Annotated in this window: 23 protein-coding genes and 1 tRNA gene; 17 read left to right on the top strand and 7 right to left on the bottom strand. The window is 32.7% G+C overall.

Annotation, left to right across the window (positions count from 1 at the left end; translation table 11 throughout):
• Positions 1-8: 8 nt before the first annotated feature.
• Entirely contained in the window at positions 9-620 is a 612-nt protein-coding gene (locus tag BK054_RS00420) for a hypothetical protein (RefSeq protein WP_058698981.1), read from the bottom strand.
• A 122-nt stretch (positions 621-742) separates the two neighbouring features.
• Positions 743-1,576 carry a helix-turn-helix domain-containing protein gene (locus BK054_RS00415; protein WP_071306858.1) on the bottom strand — a complete coding sequence of 278 codons (834 nt, stop codon included), beginning with the start codon at positions 1,574-1,576 and terminating at the stop codon, positions 743-745.
• Positions 1,577-1,655: 79 nt separating this feature from the next.
• Here BK054_RS00415 and BK054_RS00410 point away from each other — a divergent pair, with 79 nt between their 5' ends.
• The 5 genes from BK054_RS00410 to BK054_RS00390 all read left to right on the top strand — a co-directional run bounded on the left by BK054_RS00410 (position 1,656) and on the right by BK054_RS00390 (position 7,017).
• Positions 1,656-2,606 carry an NADP-dependent oxidoreductase gene (locus BK054_RS00410; RefSeq protein WP_071306857.1) on the top strand — a complete coding sequence of 317 codons (951 nt, stop codon included), beginning with the start codon at positions 1,656-1,658 and terminating at the stop codon, positions 2,604-2,606.
• A 210-nt stretch (positions 2,607-2,816) separates the two neighbouring features.
• Positions 2,817-5,372: a WG repeat-containing protein gene (locus BK054_RS00405; RefSeq protein WP_071306856.1), complete on the top strand. Its 2,556-nt coding sequence runs from the start codon at positions 2,817-2,819 to the stop codon at positions 5,370-5,372.
• Positions 5,373-5,622: 250 nt separating this feature from the next.
• Positions 5,623-6,045 carry an HPP family protein gene (locus BK054_RS00400; RefSeq protein WP_006264307.1) on the top strand — a complete coding sequence of 141 codons (423 nt, stop codon included), beginning with the start codon at positions 5,623-5,625 and terminating at the stop codon, positions 6,043-6,045.
• Positions 6,046-6,397: 352 nt separating this feature from the next.
• On the top strand, positions 6,398-6,598 hold the full coding sequence (locus BK054_RS00395; protein ID WP_029988608.1) for a hypothetical protein: 201 nt from the start codon (positions 6,398-6,400) through the stop codon (positions 6,596-6,598).
• Between the two features lie 218 nt (positions 6,599-6,816).
• Complete coding sequence (locus tag BK054_RS00390; protein ID WP_006258632.1) at positions 6,817-7,017, top strand: hypothetical protein; 201 nt, start codon at positions 6,817-6,819, stop codon at positions 7,015-7,017.
• A 67-nt stretch (positions 7,018-7,084) separates the two neighbouring features.
• Here the strand turns inward: BK054_RS00390 and BK054_RS00385 are convergent, their stop codons facing one another.
• A complete protein-coding gene (locus BK054_RS00385; RefSeq protein WP_006258631.1) occupies positions 7,085-8,011 on the bottom strand; it encodes a bestrophin family protein in 927 nt (308 codons plus the stop codon).
• A 520-nt stretch (positions 8,012-8,531) separates the two neighbouring features.
• Between BK054_RS00385 and nhaC the strand changes: the two genes are divergently transcribed.
• The 11 genes from nhaC to BK054_RS00330 all read left to right on the top strand — a co-directional run bounded on the left by nhaC (position 8,532) and on the right by BK054_RS00330 (position 20,333).
• On the top strand, positions 8,532-9,986 hold the full coding sequence (nhaC, locus tag BK054_RS00380; RefSeq protein WP_006258629.1) for a Na+/H+ antiporter NhaC: 1,455 nt from the start codon (positions 8,532-8,534) through the stop codon (positions 9,984-9,986).
• Positions 9,987-10,561: 575 nt separating this feature from the next.
• Positions 10,562-11,200, top strand: coding sequence for a peroxiredoxin (locus BK054_RS00375; protein WP_006258628.1), 639 nt, complete (start codon positions 10,562-10,564; stop codon positions 11,198-11,200).
• 37 nt (positions 11,201-11,237) lie between these two features.
• On the top strand, positions 11,238-11,546 hold the full coding sequence (locus BK054_RS00370; protein WP_006258627.1) for a thioredoxin family protein: 309 nt from the start codon (positions 11,238-11,240) through the stop codon (positions 11,544-11,546).
• A gap of 20 nt (positions 11,547-11,566) precedes the next feature.
• The gene (locus BK054_RS00365) at positions 11,567-11,824 is read left to right on the top strand and encodes a DUF6952 family protein (RefSeq protein ID WP_006258626.1); all 258 of its coding nucleotides are present in this window, start codon (positions 11,567-11,569) and stop codon (positions 11,822-11,824) included.
• Positions 11,825-12,045: 221 nt separating this feature from the next.
• Positions 12,046-12,546: a thiol peroxidase gene (tpx, locus tag BK054_RS00360; protein WP_006258625.1), complete on the top strand. Its 501-nt coding sequence runs from the start codon at positions 12,046-12,048 to the stop codon at positions 12,544-12,546.
• 110 nt (positions 12,547-12,656) lie between these two features.
• Positions 12,657-15,167: a DNA translocase FtsK gene (locus BK054_RS00355; protein WP_006258624.1), complete on the top strand. Its 2,511-nt coding sequence runs from the start codon at positions 12,657-12,659 to the stop codon at positions 15,165-15,167.
• A gap of 9 nt (positions 15,168-15,176) precedes the next feature.
• Positions 15,177-15,815 carry a LolA family protein gene (locus tag BK054_RS00350; RefSeq protein ID WP_071306855.1) on the top strand — a complete coding sequence of 213 codons (639 nt, stop codon included), beginning with the start codon at positions 15,177-15,179 and terminating at the stop codon, positions 15,813-15,815.
• An 8-nt stretch (positions 15,816-15,823) separates the two neighbouring features.
• A complete protein-coding gene (locus tag BK054_RS00345; RefSeq protein WP_071306854.1) occupies positions 15,824-17,284 on the top strand; it encodes an LptF/LptG family permease in 1,461 nt (486 codons plus the stop codon).
• Positions 17,285-17,309: 25 nt separating this feature from the next.
• Positions 17,310-18,443 carry a 3,4-dihydroxy-2-butanone-4-phosphate synthase gene (ribB, locus tag BK054_RS00340; RefSeq protein WP_006258621.1) on the top strand — a complete coding sequence of 378 codons (1,134 nt, stop codon included), beginning with the start codon at positions 17,310-17,312 and terminating at the stop codon, positions 18,441-18,443.
• Positions 18,444-18,652: 209 nt separating this feature from the next.
• Positions 18,653-18,737: transfer RNA gene (locus BK054_RS00335), tRNA-Ser, on the top strand.
• Between the two features lie 273 nt (positions 18,738-19,010).
• Positions 19,011-20,333 carry a site-specific integrase gene (locus BK054_RS00330; RefSeq protein ID WP_071306853.1) on the top strand — a complete coding sequence of 441 codons (1,323 nt, stop codon included), beginning with the start codon at positions 19,011-19,013 and terminating at the stop codon, positions 20,331-20,333.
• Positions 20,334-20,355: 22 nt separating this feature from the next.
• Here the strand turns inward: BK054_RS00330 and BK054_RS00325 are convergent, their stop codons facing one another.
• From BK054_RS00325 to BK054_RS00310, 4 genes are all read right to left on the bottom strand, one after another.
• Complete coding sequence (locus tag BK054_RS00325) at positions 20,356-20,649, bottom strand: hypothetical protein (protein WP_071306852.1); 294 nt, start codon at positions 20,647-20,649, stop codon at positions 20,356-20,358.
• A 3-nt stretch (positions 20,650-20,652) separates the two neighbouring features.
• Positions 20,653-20,907, bottom strand: a complete 255-nt coding sequence (locus tag BK054_RS00320) for a DNA-binding protein (RefSeq protein WP_071306851.1) — start codon at positions 20,905-20,907, stop codon at positions 20,653-20,655.
• 139 nt (positions 20,908-21,046) lie between these two features.
• Positions 21,047-21,622 (bottom strand): GIY-YIG nuclease family protein, encoded by a 576-nt coding sequence (locus BK054_RS00315; RefSeq protein ID WP_071306850.1) that lies wholly within the window; start codon positions 21,620-21,622, stop codon positions 21,047-21,049.
• A complete protein-coding gene (locus BK054_RS00310) occupies positions 21,623-22,774 on the bottom strand; it encodes a HEPN-associated N-terminal domain-containing protein (RefSeq protein WP_071306849.1) in 1,152 nt (383 codons plus the stop codon).
• 691 nt (positions 22,775-23,465) lie between these two features.
• On the opposite strand from BK054_RS00310, the gene BK054_RS00300 reads away from it, so the two are divergent.
• Complete coding sequence (locus BK054_RS00300; RefSeq protein WP_071306847.1) at positions 23,466-25,109, top strand: hypothetical protein; 1,644 nt, start codon at positions 23,466-23,468, stop codon at positions 25,107-25,109.
• The last annotated feature ends 45 nt before the right edge of the window (positions 25,110-25,154 follow it).

The following is a 25,154-nucleotide window of genomic DNA, read 5'->3' as shown; positions in this document are numbered from 1 at the left end:
TATTCTATTTAGAAAGATAGACGAATGATTCTATCTAATTTATCCTTGTCTATATGAGGAGAGAATTCATTGTATAGTTCATGCTTAAGCAGTGATACGATAGCAAAGAAATCTGATGTAAGCGTTAAGTAGTATTGTTCTACTTTTTCTACTGATTGGTTTTCTGCTATTTTGATCTGATGACTCTCAGTCATTAGATTACCTACGTGAACTAAGATTTTATCAAAGGTCTCTGCTGAGGTATGCATTTGAAGAAAACCAAACTCAAAGATCAGATCGTGTAGGTTATTCACTTCTTTCTCTATTTTCTTACCTGTAGATAAGTGTGGACTAAGAGACTCTCGTTGTAAGATCGTGTTTAGTTGAGTCAAGAATTGAAAGAAAACTTCTTGTTTTTTTTCAAATACTAATAAGTGACGTTCTCTAGACTCTTCACTTTTAGTTTGCCCTTGTAATAAAAGAACAGTAATAATAGCCGTAATTACAACTCCTAATAAGGTGCCAAAGAACTGACCAGGAAGTGAAGCTAGTTCAAATATTTCAAAAGTTATGGCTACGATAAAGAAGATAATTGTACTTGTGATAATACCTACTCTTGGCCAATTGATTTTGTTTTTCATAAAGTCTTTTTTAAAAAAACGTTGTAATGGTTTGATGAATAACAGCATAGCCTTTTTTAAGAGATAGAAAAAAGAAAAGCTTATTCAGAATGAAATTACAACTATTTCTGATATAAAAAAGATTATCTTTTCTGATAAGTCTTTCTATAAGCCGACATACTCATCTCTTCGTGTTTTTTAAAGAACTTATTAGCATGACTCTCATCTGTAAACGTAAATTCAGAAGCTATTTCACCTATTCTAAGATCGCTAAACAGTAGGCGTTGCTTAATAAGTTTTAGTCGATAAGTAGTGATGTACTGCTGCATAGTTTCTCCGCATTGATTAAAGAAATAATTACCTATATAAGATGGTGCTAGACCAAACTCTTGTCCTATAACCTGTGCTGTTAATCGTTTGAGGTCATAGATGTTCTGCTGTATGTAACTTATGATGTCTAATACCTTTTGTTCTTTAGTGGTTAAGTTTTCAGGAATATAGTTCATTAGATTACGCGTAGCGATAATCATGATGGCATTGATATACTGACGTTGCAAATCATAGTTACACGTTTTAGTATTTTGGATACTGAGTATAAGACATTCTACTATTTTGTGAATGATATGTTTGTCTTCCTCATCTGTTATAATAGAAGTAGGTAGATGCGTAGCATAGTACAGCACGCATTCTAAGTGATTAATATTAGCAGCATTGTATTGCTTGATGTATTCATCATTCACACGAATAACGACAAACTCTGATTGAGCTGTTAGGTCAAAAGAGTGTTTGTCTTCTGGAGTGATTAGATATAGGTCACCCATAGTTATTTTGCTTTTATTGCCATTTACAGTGTGTGTTCCTTCTCCTGAAATCACAAATACAAACTCAAAAAAATTGAATTGCCTGTTCTGTAGAGGACAAGAATCTACCTTCTCATAAAAGACCTCAAAGGGTTGATATATATTTTCTCTTGCCATGTATATACTGTTATTTGATTGAAATGTACCTGTATGATGGTGTTTAATCAGTTTATTTTTGTGTAAAAGTAATAATTATATGAAAGCAATTGTGTTAAATGAATTTGGAGGAGTAGAGAATCTTCAAATGACAGAGGTAGAGATACCTCTTATCAATAAAGAGGAAGTGCTAGTAAGAGTGAATGCGCTTAGCATTAATCCTGTGGATGCACTAACTAGATCAGGTACAGTAGGAATGTCTAAGATAGTGGGACAGTTTAGTCCTATTATTTTAGGATGGGACTTCTCAGGAATTATAGAATCTATAGGCGAGAATGTCAAGGAGTTTAAAGTAGGGGATGCTGTTTTTGGTATGGTTAACTTTCCTGGACATGGTAGAGCTTATGCAGAGTATATCGCTGTCTCTGTAGATCAAATAGCATTAAAGCCTAGTAATATCACACATGAAGAAGCAGCTGCGTCTACCTTAGCCGCTTTGACAGCATGGCAAGCTTTTGATAGTTATGGTAAACTAAGACCTAATGATAAGGTACTAATACATGCTGCATCTGGAGGAGTAGGGCATTATGCTGTACAGATGGCTAAGCATTTAGGCGCTTATGTGATAGGAACATCTTCATTGAAGAATAAAGACTTTGTTTTAAACTTAGGAGCTGATGAGCATATTGATTATAGAAGTGTGCAGTTTGAGGAAGTAGTGCCAGATATAGATTTTGTCTTAGAGGCAGTAGGTGGAGACAATTTTCAGAAATCAGTAAAGGTACTTAAGCAGTTCGGTACTCTTGTTGCTTTGCCATCAGGATATACAAAAGAAGATGAAGCAATATTTAATGAAAAACAGTTACATGGAAGTTGTTTTATGAGTGTGTATTCGAGTGGAAGAGATATGAAAATCATAGCTGATCTCTTAGAAAAAGGTATTGTAAAAGCTCATATTAGTCGTGTTTTTGCCTTCGAAGACATGGATAAAGCACATTTATATATAGAAAGTGGGAATACTGTAGGGAAGGTAGTTGTGTGTATTTCTTAAAATAAATATAATAATCAAACATAAAAGGTGATGTAATTACAAAGTATATCACCTTTTTTTGTTTTTATATGTTTTGTTATTTAGTTCTTTTGGTGGTTATATTATTGTTTTTTAAGTGTAATAATTAAATAATGTTAATTTTTTATATATTTGAATTGATGAATTTGTTTGATTCTCCTTGTTAACTATTCGAATAATCGTTAAACGTTTATGAAAAAAATAACCTTACTTATATTAATTGGCTTTTTGTCATTTTCTTGTAGCAATGATGACAATAACAAGAATGATAAACCTAAAGAAGAGAAACCAGATTATCAACCTAAAATACTTATCCCTTTTGAAGAGCGTGGTTTGTGGGGATTCAGAGATCCGCAGGCTAATGTTGTGGTAGTGGTACCTCAGTATGAAGCTGTAAAAGACTTTGACCAACATAAAATAGCTAGAGTAAAAAAGAGTAAGCTTTGGGGAATAATAGATATGCTGGGCAAACCTGTAATAGCTCCTACTTATAACGATATTAAAGATTTTAGTATACAGGGATATGCGACTGTGGTTAGATTAGAAAAAAGTGGAGTGATTAATACTAAGGGAGAAGAGAAGATAGAACCTTTGTATGATGAGATTACAGGCTACTATGATAAGCAGTATGTAAAGGTGATGATAGAGCAGAAGTATGGTATTATAGACAAGGATTGGAAATTAGTAATCAAACCTTCTTATACTAAGATTCGCGATTTTGGAACAGAAGGAGTGAATGTAGATCACATCATCGTAGAGCAGAATACAAAGAGAGGATTGATTAATAAGAATTGGAAAGTATTAGCGAATGCTAAGTATGACAGTATTACCAAATTTGATACTAGAGGTATAGCGATGTTAATCGATTCTTTAAAGATGGGGATGATTAACACGGAAGGAAAAATTCTAGAGCCTAAGTACGATGAGATTAAAGAGTCTAACGACGAGGTAGAAGTTACTTATAAAGTAGTTTTAAAAGAGAAATGGGGACTGTTAAATAAAGATTGGAAAGAAATTATAGCACCTCGTTTTGAGGCAGACTTTAAGATATTTGAGTTTGATAAATCAGGTTATGCCAGATTACATGTAGGGGAGAAGTGGGGATTCATTGATAAGAATCACAAGGTGATCTTAGAGCCTATATATGATGAGATCACAGAATTCGACGAACAAGGTTTTGCACGTATTAAAGTAGGAGAGAAGTGGGGAGTGATTAACAGAGAGTTTAAGGTATTATTAGCTCCAGAATATGATAATATAACCGTGTTTAACGCAGAGGGCTTTGCGCGTGTCAATCAGAATGGTAAATGGGGAGTGATTAATAAACAATGGAAAGTAGTGCTACCTGTGATGTATGATAATATCGGAACTTTACTACCTTATGATATGACAATCTTAACACTAGACAGTAAACTAGGGTTAGCGAATAAGAATTGGGAAGTTGTATTACCTGTGGACTATAAGGATATCAATGTGACAGAAGACCAAGGTACTGTGAGAATCTACAATGATATACCAGGTATAGAAAGAGCTGTAGGGTTATTCCATTTAAAAACGTATAAACGTTTAGAACCAACCTATGAGCGAATAGATAATTATAACTCTTTTGGATATGCATTAGTACAAAAGAATGAGATATCTAAGAATCTTATAGATAAAAACTTCGAAGAGCGATTAGATACTTATTATACAGAGATATATCCATTTAATGAAGCTGGAGTGTTTAAAGTACTTAAGGCTCCTTATTTAGGTGTATTTGACTCTAGAATGAATATGTTGGTAGAACCTACTAAGTACACAGATATAGATGAGTTCGCAGAGGATAATCATGCAGTAGTGTCTTTTGGTAATAAGAGTGGACTTATTAATAGACAGTGGAAAGAAGTTCTAGCTGTAGAATATGATGAGATATCTACACCAGACAAAGAGAATAATAGAAAACTTACTATTCACACCTCTTCAGTGACGATGTATAATGTCTTTAATCAGAATGGAAAGACCTTAGAGGATAACTATAAAGAGATAAAGTTTGACTATGCAAACAAAGTCATTTTGTTAAAAGGGATGAATGATTTACATGGTTTTGCATCTGTTAATCTTGTACATATCACTTCTCCTGTTTATGAGAACGAGCTAGACTTTACCAATGCTCTAGTAGCTAGGATGAAACAGAATGGGGTATGGGGACTGATTAATAAACAGGGCATCATTGTTATAAACCCGATGTACGATCGTATCAGTGAGTTTAATAATGAAGGATATGCCTATTTAGTAAAAGGAGGTTTATACGGATTTGTGAATCATGTAGGGCTTACGACTGTGCATGCCAAATATGAAATACCGGATTATGCTTTGACAAAAGACAAGTTAGCAAAGGTGAGAGCGAATGGACTATTGACTATTGTTAATTATGAGAATGGGATAGAGTTATTTAAACCAGGTCAGTATGCGGATGTAGATAATTTATTTAAAGGCTACGCTACATATTTAGAGAAAGGTAAGTGGGGCATAGTGGATAAGTTACAAAAGGTAGTATCAGTAGCGAAATATGATAAGGTAGAGCGCTTCACTAAAGATAATACAGCTCGAATCAGGCTGAATAACTATGTAGGCTTTATGAATGATAAAGGGGTAATCGTATTAGAACCGACTACATACAGTCATATAGGAGAGTTTAAAGATGGTAAAACTACTGCGATAAAAAATGGAGTAGCAGTAGTTATTGATATAAATGGAAAGGAAATATAGGTTTGTATAAAAAGCACTTTTGTAGAGATACAGAAGTGCTTTTTTATGGTAAAGAAGGCAGGATATAAGCTAAAAAAGAATGAAAATGAAGATATTCCTTTTTAAATAATGAAGATATTGTCTAATTACTTGAAAAACAGAATTAATCCATTGGCAGCTAATTTGTTATATTCCTATAAGTATCGTAAATTTAAAGTAATAAAAAGGTGACCTTTTTATATGTGTATTGTCTAACTAAAATCTGATTGTTATGAAACAAAAGGTTCCAGTTGAAGAGATTATGACTAAAGAGCTCATCACTCTTACTTTATCCGATAGTTTATATGATGCAGAGAGATTGTTTAAAAAACATAAAATAAGACACATCCCTATCGTTAAGGGGGATAAATTAATAGGAGTGCTAAGTTATTCTGATTTGATTAAAATTAGTTATATCGATGTGGTCGAGGATGAGTCAGAAGACATGTCTTCTGTAGTATATGACTTATATTCTATAGAACAACTAATGGCAAAAGTGGTAGTAAGTGCTCTCCCTACAGCAACAGTAAAAGAGGTAACAGAAATACTGTCAAAGCAGAGTTATCACTCTATACCGATAGTTGATCAGCTAGGATATTTAAAAGGAATAGTGACTACTACGGATTTATTAAAGTACTTCTTAAAACAGTATTAGTGTCATAAAGATAAAATAGGTGTGACTCTATCAGGATAATATAAAGCAGGATAAATCGGTCGAAAAGAATTTATCTTAATATCTAAATGAACTTTATTCATTAATAGTTATGAATAGAGTTCATTTTTTTATACCCCCAATTTGTTTGGAAATACACATTTTGTGAATTTATAGGGTAACATGATGTTTTTATATAATACTTACAGATGTTTGTTGATACTATTTTATATATTAAGATATAAAAGTTTATTTAATGTATAAATGCTTAAAATAATAATAAAACATCATTTATTTTTGTGTTTTAATATGATAAGTGCTAATTTAGCTTATGTGTTACAATAGTATTACAAATATGAAAAGAAGAACAATGTTTGATTTTGCCAAAACGATATTAGAGAATGTAAGTTTTGATCCAAAGTTATTTTATAAGGAATTGCAAAAAGCAATTCAGAATTTATTACCATACGATTTAGATCAGTTAAAACAGTGGGTTAGTGGTTATGTTCAGGAAAAACCAGAACTACATCAATCCTTAGAGTTATTAAACGCATAAGATAAAAGCACTTCCATAGGAGGTGCTTTTTTTATAAGATCAACTCATTGCATAAAATGAAATTATTGAAATATTTATTTAATAAAATTCAGTCAATTTATTCAAATTATGAGAATCAGATATTAATTGCTAAAATTGTATTAAAGTCTGAGGGAAAAACGGGAAATACTTTTCAAAATGACTATGTTTACTATGTAGTAAGATAAAAAATTACAGATATGAAAACACGTTTAATGTTTGATTTCGCAAAAACTATACTTGAGAATGTAAGTTTTGATCCAAAGTTATTTTACAAAGAACTTCATAAAGCTATTAATCAATTATTGCCTTATGATGTAGATCGCTTAACGAAATGGGTGAATGGTTATGTTCTAGAAAAACCAGAACTTCAAGAATCTTTAAATTTAATTAACGCTTAATTATAACTAAAAAGCACTTCGAATGAAGTGCTTTTTTTATGGGTGTTAGTGATGTACTTTCGATACATTATGTAACGATATAGTTCTTATCAGGTGTCATCAGCTCTGGTAGAGGCATTTCCGATATTTCACTGAGAGAATAAGCTATATTAGCACACATCTGATCTAGAGCAAGGTCGTTTTCTTCTTCTCCGAATGGCTCTGCTATCTCTGCTACTACAGCGTCTAGTGCGATAAAGGTATACGCTACGAAGGTCACAAAGAAGGGCATAGTCCAGACAATAAGATCAATTAATCCAAACGGAAGTATAAAGCAGTACACATAGACTGTCCTGTGTAGAATAACAAAGTATACAAACGGAATTTTAGTATGTACGATACGTTCACATGCACCTAATACTATGGATAGTTCATCGATATTCTTGTCTATCCTAGCTTGTGTGATAGTATCTAGTCTACCTGCACGCTGCTGTGTAGCTATCCATTTCGTTAATTCATTAAGAATATACGCAGGTTTAAATTTCTTAGTCAGCATTTCTTGATATACCTCTTCTTTCAGGTACTGACGTATCTCTTCATAGTCTGTCTTTTCTCTCAGTTGTTTATTTAAGAGATAGCAGAAAGCAATAATAAGTTTGATCCCCTCTTGTTTTTCCTTTTTAGAGAACGAAGGGCTTTCGTCTATATAGTTTTGAATCTGAAAAGCAAGCGATCTAGAGTGTATCACTAGGCTTCCCCATTGTTTCCTTCCTTCCCAGAAGCGATCATAAGCCGCATTATTACAAAATCCTAAGAATATCGCTAGCGAAATACCTACTAAGGCAAACGCTCCTACATTAAGTGGGATTATTACATCAGGGAATAGGTAATGAGCAAAATAGACAATCCAAGAGAATATAAAGATAGCCAGTAGCGTTGGAAATATTTTTTTAAGGACAGACCCCTTCCATATAAAAAGCATTTGTATGATATGCTTTTTGTGTCTTACTATCATATTGTTGAGTTTTGATATAAGAGCAAAGTTAGTTTGGGATTCAGTCTTAGACAAATAATCCTTGTGAAATTAATAAAAGCAATCGTTAAAAAATAGAATAATGGACTGACTATAAGGTTTGTGTAAAATAATATTGTTGTAATTAAGGGGTGAGGTACCTATACTTTAGAGGTATAAAAAAAGCTACTTATTGTAGATAAGTAGCTTAATATGATGTCCTCTAAAAACATCAAAACAACAATATTTTATATCTAAATGTATCTCTTCTTTAGAGATAGTACATAAAGATTGCATATAAATTGCTTTATATGTATGTAGTAAATATAGAAAAAAGTTTTGTTTTTAACAATTTTTTTGAACCTTTAATTGGATTTATTGGTATTCTTTTTTATAATAAACTATGAATCAGTAAAGTAAAATATGATTTTTTAATAGTTATATTGTATTATGTTTTATTTTGCATAAGATATAACTGTAAAATCGTTACTTTCGCATCAAAATAAATTTAAGATTTAAGTAAATGAGTAGTAAACACGACAAAGTAGAGAAGCCAATCACGTTATTTCAATCGCTAATTCCTGTTGTTATTTTAGTAGGATTATTAGCTATTAATGTGTTTGTATTCCGGGATGACGCCTTGTCTGGTACGAATCAGTTTATCTTATTAATAGGTGGTTCTATTGCTACTGTTGTGGGTATCTTTAATCATGTAAGTTACGATAAGGTGATCACGCAGATTATTAATAATGTTAGAGATACCTCTAGTGCTATCTTTATTTTATTATTAGTAGGAGCCTTATCGGGTACTTGGCTTTTAAGCGGGATTATACCTAGTATGATTTATTACGGGTTACAGATTTTACATCCCGCTATTTATCTACCAGCCTGTCTGATCATTACTTCTATTATATCTATAGCTACAGGTAGTTCATGGACTACATCTGCTACAGTAGGGATAGCGTTAGTAGGGATAGGTAATGCGATAGGGATGCCTATAGGGATGATAGGAGGAGCTGTGATATCAGGAGCTTATTTTGGAGATAAGTTATCCCCATTATCTGATACGACTAACCTTGCTCCAGTGATGGCAGGTACAGACTTATTTACCCATATCAGATATATGCTGTACACTACAGTACCTACTTATATCGTTACGTTAGTGCTGTTCTCTGTGTTAGGGGTATTATATGGTCATGGAGGAGATGTAGATACATCAGTGACTTTACAGGCTATAGCAGATACATTTAATATCACACCTATTTTATTTATAGTACCAGTATTTGTAGTTTTTTTGATCGTTAAGAAAGTACAGCCTATAGCAGCATTATTGATAGGAACACTATTAGGAGGAGTATTTGCACTGATTTTCCAGCCAGACATCGTAGTCGCAGTATCAGGTGGAGATACATTTAATTTTTATAATGCGTATAAAGGTGTTATGCTAGCACTGACTACAGATATCAGAATCTTGTCGCCATTAGAGAGCCTGAACGGCTTGTTTGAAGCAGGAGGGATGGCAAGTATGTTGAATACGGTTTGGTTGATTTTATGTGCTATGTTTTTTGGTGGAGCGATGGAAGCTATTGGAGCATTACAGAAGATCTCGATGGCACTGTTGAATATTGCTAATAATGTATTCGGGTTATTTGCAAGTACAGTAGCTAGTTGTTTAGCGATTAATGTGATGACATCAGATCAGTATCTATCTATCGTGGTACCAGGTAAGATGTTTTCTGACGCTTATAAGGCAAAAGGATTAGCACCAGAGAATCTGAGCCGTACATTAGAAGACTCAGGGACTGTGACATCAGTATTGATCCCTTGGAATACTTGTGGAGCATATCATTCAGGAGTATTGGGGATACCTACGATGACCTATCTACCGTATGCATTTTTTAATTATTTGAGTCCATTTGTGACCTTGTTATATGCAGCATTTAATTATAAAATTAGAAAGATAGTGAATAAGGCATAAGACATACCTTATATATTATAGAGAAAAGGGGCGATAAACTTAGGTAGTACTAAGCTTATCGCCTTTTTTCATTGCTTATTTTTTGATTCATTTTTGGAGTGGTCGACTTGTGATGGGAAGGTTATCGCATAGTGGTCGCATACTTTTAGCCCTTTTTTATGCGACCACTATGCGATAAGTATCCGATAAGTATGCGATCACTTCTGTAAAAATGAATAAAAGATGAGAAAATTAAAGACTTGGATGATGAGGTGGAAATTATTTTGTTATAGAGAAGCTAGGGAAGAAAGTGATGCAGAATAAATATACAGATCTATAAAGGAGCTGATATACTATAGATTATAATAATATTTAGGTTTATTAATATTATTATAACATGCTAAGATTTCCTAGTTCTATATAAAATGACTATCTTTAGACATGTCTAAACTAATCAATAGACAATGCAATGTAAGTATAGATTTTATTTATGTTAGAATAAAAAACAATAATCAAGATTAATAGATTATCGTATTTACTAGCCTTACATTTGTAAAAGAAATCAAGAAGGATTATTAACTTTAAAATAAATTATTATGTCTTTAGTAGGTAAAAAATTTCCAAACATCACAGTAGACGCAATGTCTGAAATGGGAGATGATTTAAGAATCAACATTTTCGAAGAAGCAACAAAGAACAATAAAAAAGTATTATTATTCTGGTACCCAAAAGACTTTACATTCGTATGTCCTACAGAATTACACGCTTTCCAAGCAGCTTTACCAGAGTTTGAAAAAAGAAACACTATGGTGATTGGAGCTTCATGTGATACTAACGAAGTACACTTCGCTTGGTTAAACACAGCAAAAGACAATGGTGGAATCGAAGGAGTTACTTACCCAATTATCGCAGATACTCAAAGAAACTTATCATCAGTATTAGGAATCTTAGATGTAGAAAACGAAGTATATAATGAAGAATTAGATTCAGTTCAAATCGAAGGATCTAACGTTACATATAGAGCTACTTACTTAATCGATGAGACTGGAAAAATTTTCCACGAATCAGTAAACGATATGCCATTAGGAAGAAACGTAAATGAGTACATCAGATTAATCGATGCTTACGCTCACGTACAAACTCATGGTGAAGTATGTCCAGCTAACTGGGAAGAAGGAAAAGATGCAATGAATGCTGACAGAAAAGGTGTAGCTGAATACTTAAGCAAACACTAAGAAATAAACCAGGTTACTAACCCAAAATTTAAAAAAAATGCTTTTAGAACTAGATAAAGATAATTTACAAGAAATTGTAAATTCAAATGAAAAAGTGGTTGTTCAATATGCTGCATCTTGGTGTGGTAATTGTAGAATTATGAAGCCTAAATTCAAAAAATTGGCTACAGAGAAAGAAAACATGACATTTGTAATTGCAGATGCTGAGAACTTCCCTGAGTCAAGAAAATTGGCTGATGTAAGCAATTTACCAACTTTTGCTACATTCGTAAACGGTAAGTTAGTTAACCAAACTCAGACAAATAAAACTGAGGTGTTACACGAATTAGTAAACGAAATTGTATAATTTCATAAATCTGATATAGAATGAAATTACCAGTGATAAGACAGTTATCTCAATTCATTGCAGATAACGACCAAGATTATATTATAGAAACGCTAGAAGTGTTAGAAAACCTAACAGAAGTGCCTTCTCTTAAGGATGAGGAACTAGATGTGATCGGTGAACTTATTTCTAATATGTATGGGGCTCTAGAGGTTCAGAAACTTGTAAAAGAAGGAGCTACCCAAAAAGAAGCGTTGAATACCTTTATGCAAAGAGTTTTAGGATCGATAGATAAATAAAACTCTCTTTATAAAATTTTTAAGGACTGTACTCTGAGTACAGTCCTTTTTTTGTTTTTAGGGTTAAATAAGACTGTAGTCCAATTCTAGAAGACTGCATACGAGAGCTTCATTGATTATATATTTATTACATTTAGGTTTTGCTAATATATCTATCAGTATTTAGCATTATATTCTATCGAATTTTACTTATTTTTGTGTAACCTAAAAAATAAAACAATATGGCGACTGTAACATTAAAAGGTAATGCTATCCAAACTATCGGAACATTACCAGGATTAAATACAAAAGCTCCTGAATTCAATTTAGTAGGAGGAGATTTAGCTGATAAAACATTAGCAAACTATAAGGGAAAAAGAGTAATCTTAAACATCTTCCCTAGTGTGGATACACCTACATGTGCTACTTCTGTAAGACATTTTAACCAAGATGCTTCTAAACTAGAGAATACAGTAGTATTATGTGTTTCAAGAGATTTACCTTTTGCACAAGGGCGTTTCTGTGGAGCTGAGGGTATTGCGAATGTAGAGATGTTGTCTGATTTTAGAGACGGACAATTTGGAAAAGATTATGGGGTGCTGTTTACAGACGGACCTTTAAAAGGATTGTTGTCTAGATCTATTGTTATCTTAAACGAAGAAGGTACAGTAATCTATACAGAACAAGTGGCTGAAACAGCTGATGAACCAAATTATGAAAAAGCTATCGCTGCTTTAAAATAAGGGTTTTATATACATAGACTGCTAGTATATTGAATGATTTACTAGCAGTCTATTGTTATAAAAAGAATTAGGTTGAAAACAATATAGCCATATTGTCAATAAAAAAGGAAATGGAAAAAGAAAATACAACAAAAAAGAAAACTACAAAATCAACGAGTACGGCCAAACGATTTGATACAACGATACATATCAATAGCCGATTCTTAATCACTATACTGTTAATCATCAGTGGTATCGCACTAACGTTGAGTTTTATATCCTATTTAATCACAGGGATAGAAGATCAGAGTAATTTAGAATTATTAGGAGATAGACAGGCTGAGGTGGCTAACTGGTTAGGTAAACTAGGGGCATATCTAGCTCACCTATTTGTATATCAAGGCTTCGGAGTAGCGTCTTTCTTTTTTGCAAAGTTATTAGTTCATTCAGGTATTTATGCCTTTTTCACTATACCAGCTAGAAGAATCAAGAAAGTGATTTTCTGGGACTTGTTCTCAATGTTATTGCTATCTGTTTTCTTAGGTTTTTTCTGGAGCAGTAATCCTCTTTTAGGAGGGACAGTAGGATATGAGTTAAATCTGTACTTTGTAGATTATCTAGGTACAGCTGGTACGGTATTGTTATTGTTATTCTTTGCGATTGCTTTTGCGCTGTTTAGATTTAAATTATCACCTACTTCTATTCGTCAAGGATTAGAAGGGTTACCAGCGTTCTTTAAGAAGTTTAAAAAGAAACATATAGAGACTCCTGCTGACTTCGATAATAATGGACAAGCAAATCAGGTAAATGCAGAACCTGTAGCAGTAGCGAATAAGGAGGTAGAAGCACCGTCTGCTAAGCAGGAAACACCTGTTAAAGAAGAAGACTTTAGTATCTATGAGCAACCAGAGTCTCCTAAGTCTGCTATAGTAGAACCAAAGAATATTAAACCGACGATAGAACATAGCTCTGAGTTAGTATTAGATCATAAAAATCCAAAGCCAAACGTAGAGAAGGTAGAGTCTGTGACTGCTAAGGAAGCAGGTGCTAATGACTTCGTTATTGAAGAAATAAAAGACGAAGGAAGTTTAGAAGAGAATCTAGCAGCTAGATTGGTTCAAGACTTTGGAGAGTTTGATCCTACATTAGAGTTGTCTAATTATCAGTTTCCTTCTATTGAATTATTGAAAGAATACAGTGGTTCTGGAATTACGATTAATCAAGAAGAATTAGAAGAGAATAAGAATAGAATCGTAGACACCCTGCGTAACTATAAGATCGATATTGCTCAGATTAAGGCTACTGTAGGACCTACTGTTACACTATATGAGATCGTGCCAGAGGCAGGTATTCGTATTTCGAAGATTAAGAACTTAGAAGATGATATTGCTCTTTCTTTATCTGCATTAGGTATCCGTATTATTGCACCCATACCAGGTAGAGGAACGATAGGTATCGAAGTACCTAATAACAGTCCTTCTATTGTGTCCATGAGAAGTGTGATAGCTTCTCCTAAATTCCAAAGTGCTGAAATGGAGTTACCAGTGGCACTTGGTAAGACGATTTCGAATGAGACCTTCGTAGTAGATTTAGCAAAAATGCCTCACCTTCTGATGGCAGGGGCTACAGGACAAGGTAAGTCTGTAGGACTGAACGCTCTATTGACATCGCTTCTGTATAAAAAGCACCCAGCCGAAGTGAAGTTCGTATTAGTTGACCCAAAGAAAGTAGAATTAACTTTATTTAATAAAATAGAACGACATTATTTAGCTAAATTGCCTAATTCGGAAGATGCTATTATAACAGATAATACGAAAGTTATTAATACGCTGAATTCTCTGTGTATAGAGATGGATAACCGTTATACGCTACTAAAAGATGCAATGGTTAGAAACATCAAGGAATACAACGAGAAATTCAAACAACGCAAGTTAAATCCTGAGAATGGACACCGCTTCTTGCCTTATATCGTATTAGTAGTGGATGAGTTTGCAGATTTAATTATGACAGCAGGTAAGGAGGTGGAGACGCCTATTGCACGTTTAGCTCAGTTGGCTCGTGCTATTGGTATTCACTTAATTATCGCTACACAGAGACCATCTGTAAACGTTATTACTGGTATTATTAAAGCGAACTTCCCAGCACGTGTAGCTTTTAGAGTTACTTCTAAAATAGACTCTCGTACGATCTTAGATCAGCAGGGTGCAGATCAGTTAATCGGTAGAGGGGATATGTTGTACACACAAGGAAATGATTTGGTACGTGTACAATGTGCCTTTGTAGATACTCCAGAGGTAGAAAAACTAACAGAGTACATAGGGGCACAAAAGGCTTATCCAGAGGCTTATATATTACCAGAATATGTAGGTGAGGAGGGAGCTAGTAATTTAGATGTGGATATTAGTGAGAGAGATCCTCTGTTTAAAGACGCTGCAGCTATCATCGTTACAGCACAGCAAGGGTCAGCTTCATTGTTACAAAGAAAGTTAAAACTAGGTTATAATCGTGCAGGTAGATTAATTGATCAGCTAGAGGCTGCAGGTATTGTAGGACCTTTCGAAGGAAGTAAGGCACGTACAGTGAATATACCAGATTTGATGGCTTTAGATCAGTTTTTTGATAATGAAGAAAACAACAATTAAAGAAATAGAATGAGAAAGATTATTGCACTTATAGGAATAGTACTATTTGCTTTTTCAGCAAATGCACAGAGTAGTCAACGAGCTAAGAATTACTTGTTAGAAGTAACGAAGAAGATAAATGGGTATGAGAATATCTCAATCGACTTTTCTTTTAATCAAAAAGGGGCTAATAAAGACTTCGATGGCAAAGGACATCTGGATCTAAAGAAAGATCTTTATAACCTGACATTTATGGGGATAAAGAAGATATACGATGGTAAGAAGATATATACTATCTCGGATGAAGATGAAGAGGTGACAGTCTCTAAATTCAATGAGAAAAATGCAGATGGGATATTGCCTTCTCAGATGCTGACTTTCTTTAATCAAGGATATACATTTCAGTGGGATATTCTACAGAATGTAGAGGGGAAGAAAGTACAGTATATAAAACTAATCCCTACGGATAAAAAATCTGTTATAAAAGAGGTATATCTAGGGATAGATACAGCAACGAAAGATATCTATAACAAGATTCAAGTAAACAAAGACGGTTCTAAATCAACACTGACGGTTAATTCTTTTAAAACAAATCAGTCAATGTCGAAAAATCATTTTACCTTTACACAGTCGTTGTACCCTAATTATTACATCAACAATATAGATTAAAGATTTAAGTGAAATTACTTGACCGTTATATTTTAAAAAGCTTTATATCGACACTGCTAACAGTGTTCGCTATTTTATACTTTATTTTTATCCTACAAGGGGTGTGGTTATTCATCTCAGAATTAGCAGGAAAGGATCTTGATTTGATTGTGATTGTTCAGTTCTTGCTGTTCTATTCACCTAAGATGGTACCCTTGGTATTGCCCTTGTCAGTGTTATTAGCATCTATTATGACCTTTGGTAGCTTTGCAGAGAACTATGAGTTCGCAGCGATGAAGGCATCAGGAATTTCTCTTCAGAGAGCGATGCGTCCATTGTCTATATTCATATTTATATTAGCAGGAGTATCATTTTGGTTTGCGAATGATGTTATTCCAAAGGCGGAATATCGTTTTTTAAATCTTCGAAAAGAAATTATTCAAACAAAACCAGCTATGGCAATAGCCGCTGGGCAGTTTAATGATTTAGGACAGGTCAACATTAAGGTAGATAATAAGACTGGAGATAAAGGTCAGTATTTAGATAATGTAACGATGCATGTCAAGTCTAGTTCTGGATATGAGAATAAGACTGTGATAAGATCTGTTAACGGGGAACTAGAAACAGAAGAAACGTCTAATATCTTAAAGCTTCACTTATTCGATGGTAACTACTATGATGATGTAGTAGCGAAGAACTATGAAGAGCAGAAGAAAGAGCCGTTTATCAAAACTTCTTTTGAAAAATATACGATGAATATTGATTTGAGTAGTTTTCAAGATGAGGGGAAAGATGAGGATAAGATTACCAATACGTATGGTATGCTGAATATAAAGGAGCTAAACTATACGATAGACTCTCTTCAAAGATCTATGAATGTAGAGAAAGCATCTAATGCAGATAACCTAACTTTGAGATTAGGAAATCTGTTGTCTATGGATCGACAACCTTCTAGTAATGATACTATTGCAAAAATAGAAATAGCGGATGCTGACTTAATAAAGGATTTTTCTTATGATAATCAGAGTAGAATCTTACAGTCAGCGATAGATTATACGAATAACATTAGCTTTAATACAGAGAGTAATGACCTTTCTATATTAAATCAAGTAAAGAAGATAAATGATCACTGGTTAGCTCTATACGAGAAGTTTGTGATTGCCTTTTCGTGTTTCCTGATGTTCTATATTGGAGCACCATTGGGAGCTATTATTCGAAAAGGGGGGATTGGTTTGCCAATTGTATTTGCAGTAGGTATCTTTATTACTTATCACTTTATAAATACTTTTGGAAGAAAGATGGCTCAGGAGGATGGAATTATCCCATTCTTTGGAGGGTGGATAGGATCTTTAGTTCTTACTCCATTGGCTATATATTTAACGTATAAGGCTACAAGGGATAATGGAGATGTTAGCTTTAGTCTATCGTTAGATACATTTAAAGATTTATTTGTTGCTTTAAAATCAAAAAGACAACAAAAAAAGAAATAATACAAAACAACAAAATACAACTATAATGTCACATAATCACATTCAATTAAACACTATCGAGGAAGCTATTGAAGATATCAAAGCAGGAAAAGTAATCATAGTGGTAGATGATGAGGATCGTGAAAACGAAGGCGATTTTATCGCTGCTGCAGAAATGGTTACTCCAGAGATGATCAATTTTATGGCCACTCATGGACGTGGACTTATTTGTGCTCCCCTTACTAAAGAGAGATGTCAAGAATTAGACTTGCATCCGATGGTAACTAATAATACTGTACTTCACCAGACAGCATTTACAGTATCTATAGACTTAAAAGGACATGGATGTACGACAGGTATCTCTGTATATGACCGTGCTAAGACAATAGAATCATTGGTAAAAGAAGAGACTACAGGAGAAGATCTTGGTCGTCCAGGACATATCTTCCCATTGATTGCTAAAGAGGGTGGTGTACTGAGAAGAACAGGGCATACTGAGGCTGCAGTTGATATCTCAAGACTGGCAGGGTTTAAACCAGCAGGTATCTTAGTAGAGATTTTAAATGAAGATGGTTCTATGGCTAGACTACCACAGTTAATGGATGTAGCGAAGAAATGGGACTTAAAAATTATATCTATTGAAGCTCTTGTGGCTTATCGTATGAAGCACGATAGCTTAATCGAAAAGAAAGAAGACTTCGAATTAGAAACTAAATATGGCACTTTTAGATTAAGAGCGTATCAACAGAATACAAATGGACAAGTGCATATCGCTTTGACTAAAGGAGATTGGAATGCTGATGAGGCTGTTTTAACACGTATTAATTCAACGATCGGTAATAATGATATCTTAGATGCCTTAAGTGGTAAATTAAGCATTCGTATGGAGAATACGTTTGCTAAGATTAACGAAGGGGATAAAGGAGCGATCTTATTTATTAATCAAGAAGATCACAATGCAAGTCTTTTAAATAGATTAGCTGTACTTAAAAACTCTGGAGCGAAGTTAGATCTTGATACACCTAAGTTATCTGGAGATGAAAAAGACTTCGGTATCGGAGCGCAGATATTACATGACTTAAATATTTCTAAGATTAAGTTGTTGTCTAATTCTGCTCAAGGCAAAAGAGTAGGGATGACAGGATATGGTTTAGAAATCACTGAATATATCAATTACTAATAGTATAATTAGTTTTTAGAGTTAGAATAAGAAGGTCTTGATAAGTTTTTTACTTATTAAGACCTTTTTTTATTCTTTATAAATATTTCATGCCGAGAGAGTTAGTTTTATTACTAAAAAAAAAGTGTGTTTTTTAGTATATATTTTTTTGCAGAATTGAAGGAAGTGTCTATATTTGCACTCGCAATACGGAAGTAATGCAGACCACTGGAGAAATGGCAGAGTGGTCGAATGCGGCGGTCTTGAAAACCGTTGACTGTAACAGGTCCGGGGGTTCGAATCCCTCTTTCTCCGCGAAATTATAAATGATAACTTTTTAAAAGTCATCAAAACAGCTTAAAACCTATGATTCTCAATGAATTATAGGTTTTTTCTTTTTTGGCCCTATCGCATTTTTTTCAAAAATGCTCATAAGGAATCGCTTAATTCATGGCGCAGAGGAAATGTTTTGTCCTGTGCCACAAAAATTAACTAGATCCTAGTGATAATAAGGGGTTAAAGAGATTTACATCTTGATTTTTTAGTGTTTTAATTCGACATTTATTACTAATTTTAAACAGTTGAATTATGCTAGAAAAACGCTTATCAATTAGTTTTTTCCTTAAGAAAGGAAGAGATGGAGGTGATTTAAGGATGGTTTACCTTAGAATCATCGTAGATGGAATCGCTAGAGAGACTTCCATTAGCCACAAATGGGATATCAATAGATGGAACCAAAGATCAGGTCGTGCACTTGGTACAAAAGAAGAGGCAAGGACTCTTAATTTTCTATTGGATACAATCGTATCTAAGATTAATCATTACAAATTAGAACTTGTAAGTAATGGGCAACCTATTACTGTATCTGTGTTAATGGATTTTGTTCAAGGTAAAGGCTCTGATAAAAGTAAGGTTTTGGTTGAGTTTCAAAAGCACAATGAAGAAATTTTGGAACTAGTTCCTAGAGAGTATGCACCTGGTACCTATGAGAGATATGTAACAGCAAGGTCTCATGTAGGTGAGTTTATTAAAAAGGTTTACAATAAAGATGATATAGAGTTTAGAGAACTTGATCATGAGTTTATCCTTGAATATGAACACTATTTAAAGACTGTTAGAGCGTGTTCTAACAATACGGCTATAAAGTATATTTCAAACTTCAAGAAGATTGTTCTACGAGCTGTTGCAAAGGGAATAATCCCTTCTAATCCTTTTGTACAATACAAGCCTAAGAAGACAAAACTCAATAAGAAACCTTTAAGTAGGGAAGAACTGTCTATATTAGAAAGTAGAGAGATTGATAATGAAAGATTATCTATTGTAAGAGATGTGTTTGTGTTTCAATGTTATACAGGACTTGCCTACATTGATGTATTTAAACTTCAAAAAAGTGATATTACTAGAGATGAAGAAGGAAACTTATGGATAAGGACTAATCGACAAAAAACAGATGCTAATATCACCATTCCATTACTACCTAAAGCTATAGAGATAATGGATAAGTATAAAGACCATCCTGATTGTATTGGAAAAGATGTAGTGCTTCCTGTTCGCTCTAATCAAAAGATGAATGCCTATTTAAAGGAAATTTCTGCTCTTTGTGAAATCAGTGAATTAAATACTCACAAAGCAAGAAGAACTTTTGGTAGTACTGTAACTCTTGGTAATGGAGTTCCTATTCATGTAGTCAAAGAAATGTTAGGTCATCACTCTGTTAAACAGACAGAGGAATATGCTTTAACGGAAGAGGAAGCCATCAAGAGTGAAATGCAGATATTAAAGGGTAAGTTAGAAGGACAAGCCACTAAGAGAACTGCAGAGTATAAGAGTTTAGTTGAGAAATTAGAATCTTTAGATCTTAATCAAGAAAAACTAACTCAGTTAATAGATATTGTAACTAAGTTAGTTTAATAGTAATTACTCCCTCGTACAATCATAGGCTTTTATGCAATAATTCAACTGTACTACGCATGTCAGGGTGATACGAGGGAGTATATTTTATATAGCCCAATTCTTGGAGTTCTTTTAAGTATTTATGATAAGTAGGAAGTGTATTAATATGAGCATATTTCATCAGTTTACGTCTACTTACTCTAATTAGTTTACCTTGTTTTTGTAAAAATGCAAACTGAATAATCCCAAGTAGTAGAGCAAAATGCCAGACATTGAGTCTAGTATCACTTTTAAGCTCTACAATATAACGAAGTAGTTTATCTGAAATACTCATATACTACTCCTTAAAAAGATTTTCAATATCAGCTCTATTGTAATAATAGGACCCAAGTATTTTTCTGTATCGTAGCTTTCCACTAATACGTAGTGTCTGTAATGAAGCTGCTGAAATACTAAGTAGTTGCCTTGCTACTTTAGCTTTTACCCATTCAAGTGAAGTCTCATTTGATTTCTGACTAAAGAATTCTTTTAATTCTGTAACGATTGTTTGACTAAACAGCCTTAAATCTTCTTTTGTGATTTGATTGTCCATAATAGTTACTTTTAGGTTAAAAAACTAAAGTATGTGGATATCAATATCTATTAGTGAAATCGGTATAGAGGAGGAGTGTTTGGCTTTTAATTAATAAGCTAGAAATTGAACTAAAAATTATTCTTATAATTATGTTTAATTATAACCCACTTCGTTTTCCAAATACTGGTTTTAATTTATCCCAAAATTGCTGTTCGAGAATTTCAACAATTAAACGGTCAATGGTTTCAGTATTAGTAGAGATAACTTCATATACTGAAATTTCTAAATCATAGTCTAAAGAATTATCCCATTTGCATAAGTGTAAACTAAAAACTTGTGTTCCTGCTGTTCCTAAATGGTTTTTTATTCTGGTTTTAAAATCTGTTGTAGAGCTGCCTACGTATAATACATCAGAGGAAGTACGATTATATCTAGATAAATTAATTCGACTTTTACCTGCTATTTTTAATTTGTTTACTGAATGATAATTTTCAAAATGTTCAAGTAACGTATTTAATTTTTCGACAGACTTTATTTGAAGAATGTAAATAAGTGGATTTCTATTCTTAGGGATTTTATCTAAATTTTTTTTAAGAGTTTCTTTGTTTCTATATTCAGAGGAGTGAAAAGTTACTTTACAAAATGGCTGTATTGATATCTGTGATATTTGTTTAGCTATGTTTAAAGCAAAATGTTTAGATTCACTTACAATGTTTTTTGGATCAATATTCATTTAAATGATTTTTTTTCGTTTTATCGAATTCAATTTTACTCTTTCTTTACTTAACTTATCATCCCAAAAGAAGACTGATGATTTAGAACCCTTGTTCTGTGATGAAGGATATATAATCCCCGTAATTTTATTTGACCTATTTTTATTAAATGGAAATCTTAGAAATTCAGTTACAACTTGAGTTGGAACATACTCAGTGTGCTCTTTTCCATCTTTAATAATTTGTTGGGTTATATCCCTTACAAAGGAATGTAAAAATAAAATAAGGTAATATCGTTTTTTATTTTTGATCTCAAAAATGCTTGGGATTTTAGGGAGTTGGCTAAAATCAACAATAATTTGATCTTCTAAAGTTTCAAATTCAGCAATAGTTATCCATTTTTTATGTTTACTTGTTCTGCTGACTGTTTCAAAAATTGCTGTATCAACATCAAAAGCAGAATAAAACATTGATATTCCTGAAGGGCTGAACCTGTTTGGATAGATTGCTTTTTTATTTGAAGGAGCAGTAATATCTTTAAATTCAGTAATATTTGTTTTAAAGTCATGTTGTCTACAACGATAAAGTTTTGCTCCTGCTGGAATTGTCTTTATTATATTGAGTTTTGAAATTAACTTACCAACTTCTTTTAGAATTAGAAAAGCATTTGGTTGATCGGTATTATCAGATGAAAAAAGATAGCGAGATTTGTGTTTAATAATGTTTTTAAAATGTTGCCACGCATATTCTAAATCATCATTAGGTTTGTCATGATATAGATCTGGTTGAGACCAAGCAATATCTTCGATTGAATCAACAATGTCCTCTATGATTTCAAAAGGTTCAGCATATAGCCCTACTTGTTCTTGAATGAGTTCATCTGGAGTGTAGGTTTCGTCAAGATAACCACCTTCTCTTGTATTGTAACTCATAAAATTCGCAGCATCTTCATAAAAAAGTGAAATACCATCCATTATAAATTCCATTAGATTCTCAAGTGAGATAACTTTTAAGTTTTTTTCACAATAGTCACAAAAACCATCTTGGTAGTTTTGTTTTATAAAACGGTTAATGGCTTTATCTTCGAAATGATTAGCACAAATATTCTTATCTGGTATATTGTTTAAATTTCTGCTTTCTAGCTCAATCCATCTTTGTTTTACGAATCCCATATATTTGATTTATTGTATTCTAATAAATTACAAACTTAACTAATTTATAGTGGTACAAAAAAATGGAAAGTACTAATGTTTAATTACATGAGGGTATTATTTTGATGAGTAACTTATTTTAATATGTTTTATGGCGCAAAAAAGGTTAGCGAATTGCTAACCTTTCTTTATGTGGTGAGCCCCGGTATCGAACCAGGTTTCCTATTTTACTCTTTAAATATATTCATCCTTTCAGATTATTTCGGTCAACTCACCTTCGATACCGAAACTCAATGAAACTAGTAGATTTCCTAAAAGACTTAGCATATAACCTATTGATAGGTTAGTTATAATTGATTTTATTGTTTCCATACATTGTAGTTTTTTATTATTCAACCATTTGTCGATGAAAATTACCAAGATATCTTTTAGATGAATCATACCAAAGAACGCAATAAGAATTTCCAGCTTTTCATATTTAGAGATTAAATATTTCGAACTATTCTTGACTAAATTACATTAAATATATTTAATTTAGGAGTATTATCGCATAATGGTGTGACAATTTTTTGTTTTTATAAATCCTAAATCGATATTTTGTTTTTTATAAATAATTGATTAATAGTGTTTTAGTTTTTAGAAAGCAATGTGTGAAAAAAAAAACGGAACGCATTAAATATTAATAATATAATATATAAGGGCAGTGTGACAAATGGAAAAGAAAAAAGTAACTGTACAAGATAATTATAATGAATTTCTTGTAAAACTGTTAGATGAACAATTGTATTTGGTTGCATCGGATGTGATTAAGCATCTGATAGATAAATTTGATGTTTTACCAGCAAATGCTAGAAAAATAATAGGAAGAGCTGTAGAACAAAATTGTATACAGTCCTCGGCCCCCTATACTTTTGGGAAAAATCAATTTGCGTATCTAAATGTTGAGCATAATTTGACTAAAAATGATATAAAGAATATTTCAAAGGAGAATCGACCACCAATTTATAGATTACTTGAATTAATGGATCAAAATGGTGGTATAGTGTCTTACTATGAAGCTTTAAAAATCACAGCCTCACCTGTAGAAAAAAGTTCCACTAAGGTAGATTCATTGGAAGATATACTTACTTTTCTTATGAAATTAGATATTGTTCAGAAAACAACTGATCATAATGGAGTTGGTTTTGTAATTTATAAAGATGCTACTGATACTGGATTGCCTGAAGAATTGTTGAGAGATACTTTGGAAATTATGACCAGGCAGCATTATGATAAAATGATTGCTGATTGCATACTTCTGCCTGATATTTTAAATTGGTTAAGACGTTCAAATATCATAGATAGTGAGAAGGTTATTTACCGTAATAAAATAACTCCTCATAGAGGTGGTATTCATAATAACTTAGTGTGGGATGCTTTTGGATATTCAAGCACTACAGGTATTAAAACTGTTGTTAAAAAAGGTGATGATTTAATTGATAAAAAAACACTTGTAGTTTTAGATGTAGTTCTTTCTCATGAATATTTAGATATTCATTTAGATGCTTTTATTAGTAGAATGCAGATTAATGTAAATTCTGTAAAAGAAGAACAGAGAAAAGTATTACCTATTATTGTTTATGCATCAAGTTCAATAGCAACTATAAATAAAATGCGCAAATATGGAATTATTACTTTTGACATAGGTTATGTTTTTGGAAATAGGATTTACGAAGTACTAAATGATATTGGTCAATTACCTATTTTGGAATCAGTTAATAGTGGTGACGTAGATAAAGTAATTGAGAAAATGCTTGACTCTATAAGCTCTTCAGGTCAAGATGATGCATTAAAAGCACTAAAAGGAACTCTCTTTGAATATTTAATGTATCCATTACTTAAAACTATTTTTCCTAATGCTATAATTGAAAGAAATAAAACTCTTATAGAGAAGACAAAGGAAGGTAAAAGGTATAACTATGAGTATGATTATATTATTCAAAACAATACTCCTAAGGAGCTGATTTTTGTTGAGCTAAAAGGATACCGAGCAAATGCTATAATTGATGTGGGTAATTGGGAAACAAAAAACACCTTAAAGTGGTTTTTTAATAGAACACTTCCTTTTGCCATGAAAGAACATAAAGCAATGAAGGAAGAAGGTATTAGTTCTAAAGCAATTTATATAACGTCAGCTAATTTTTCAGATGAAGGAAGATTACTTATAGAGGAATATAATAAGAGTAGTTTTAAATCAAGATTATTAGATGTTGGATACGACAGAGAACCTTTACTTTCTTTGCTTAGAGAATATGAATTTGAATCTGAGATAAAAATCATTGATAAATTTTATAAAGAAGTAGACTCTAAAAAGTAATAGTTTTTGTAAAATAATTTATTTGAGATAATTAATAAAATAAGC

Origin of the sequence: Myroides sp. ZB35, from assembly GCF_001865835.1 — a bacterium.
Lineage (GTDB): Bacteria > Bacteroidota > Bacteroidia > Flavobacteriales > Flavobacteriaceae > Flavobacterium > Flavobacterium odoratimimum.
Note: the sequence above shows the minus strand (reverse complement) of the source record. Positions and strands in the feature narration are given on the sequence as shown.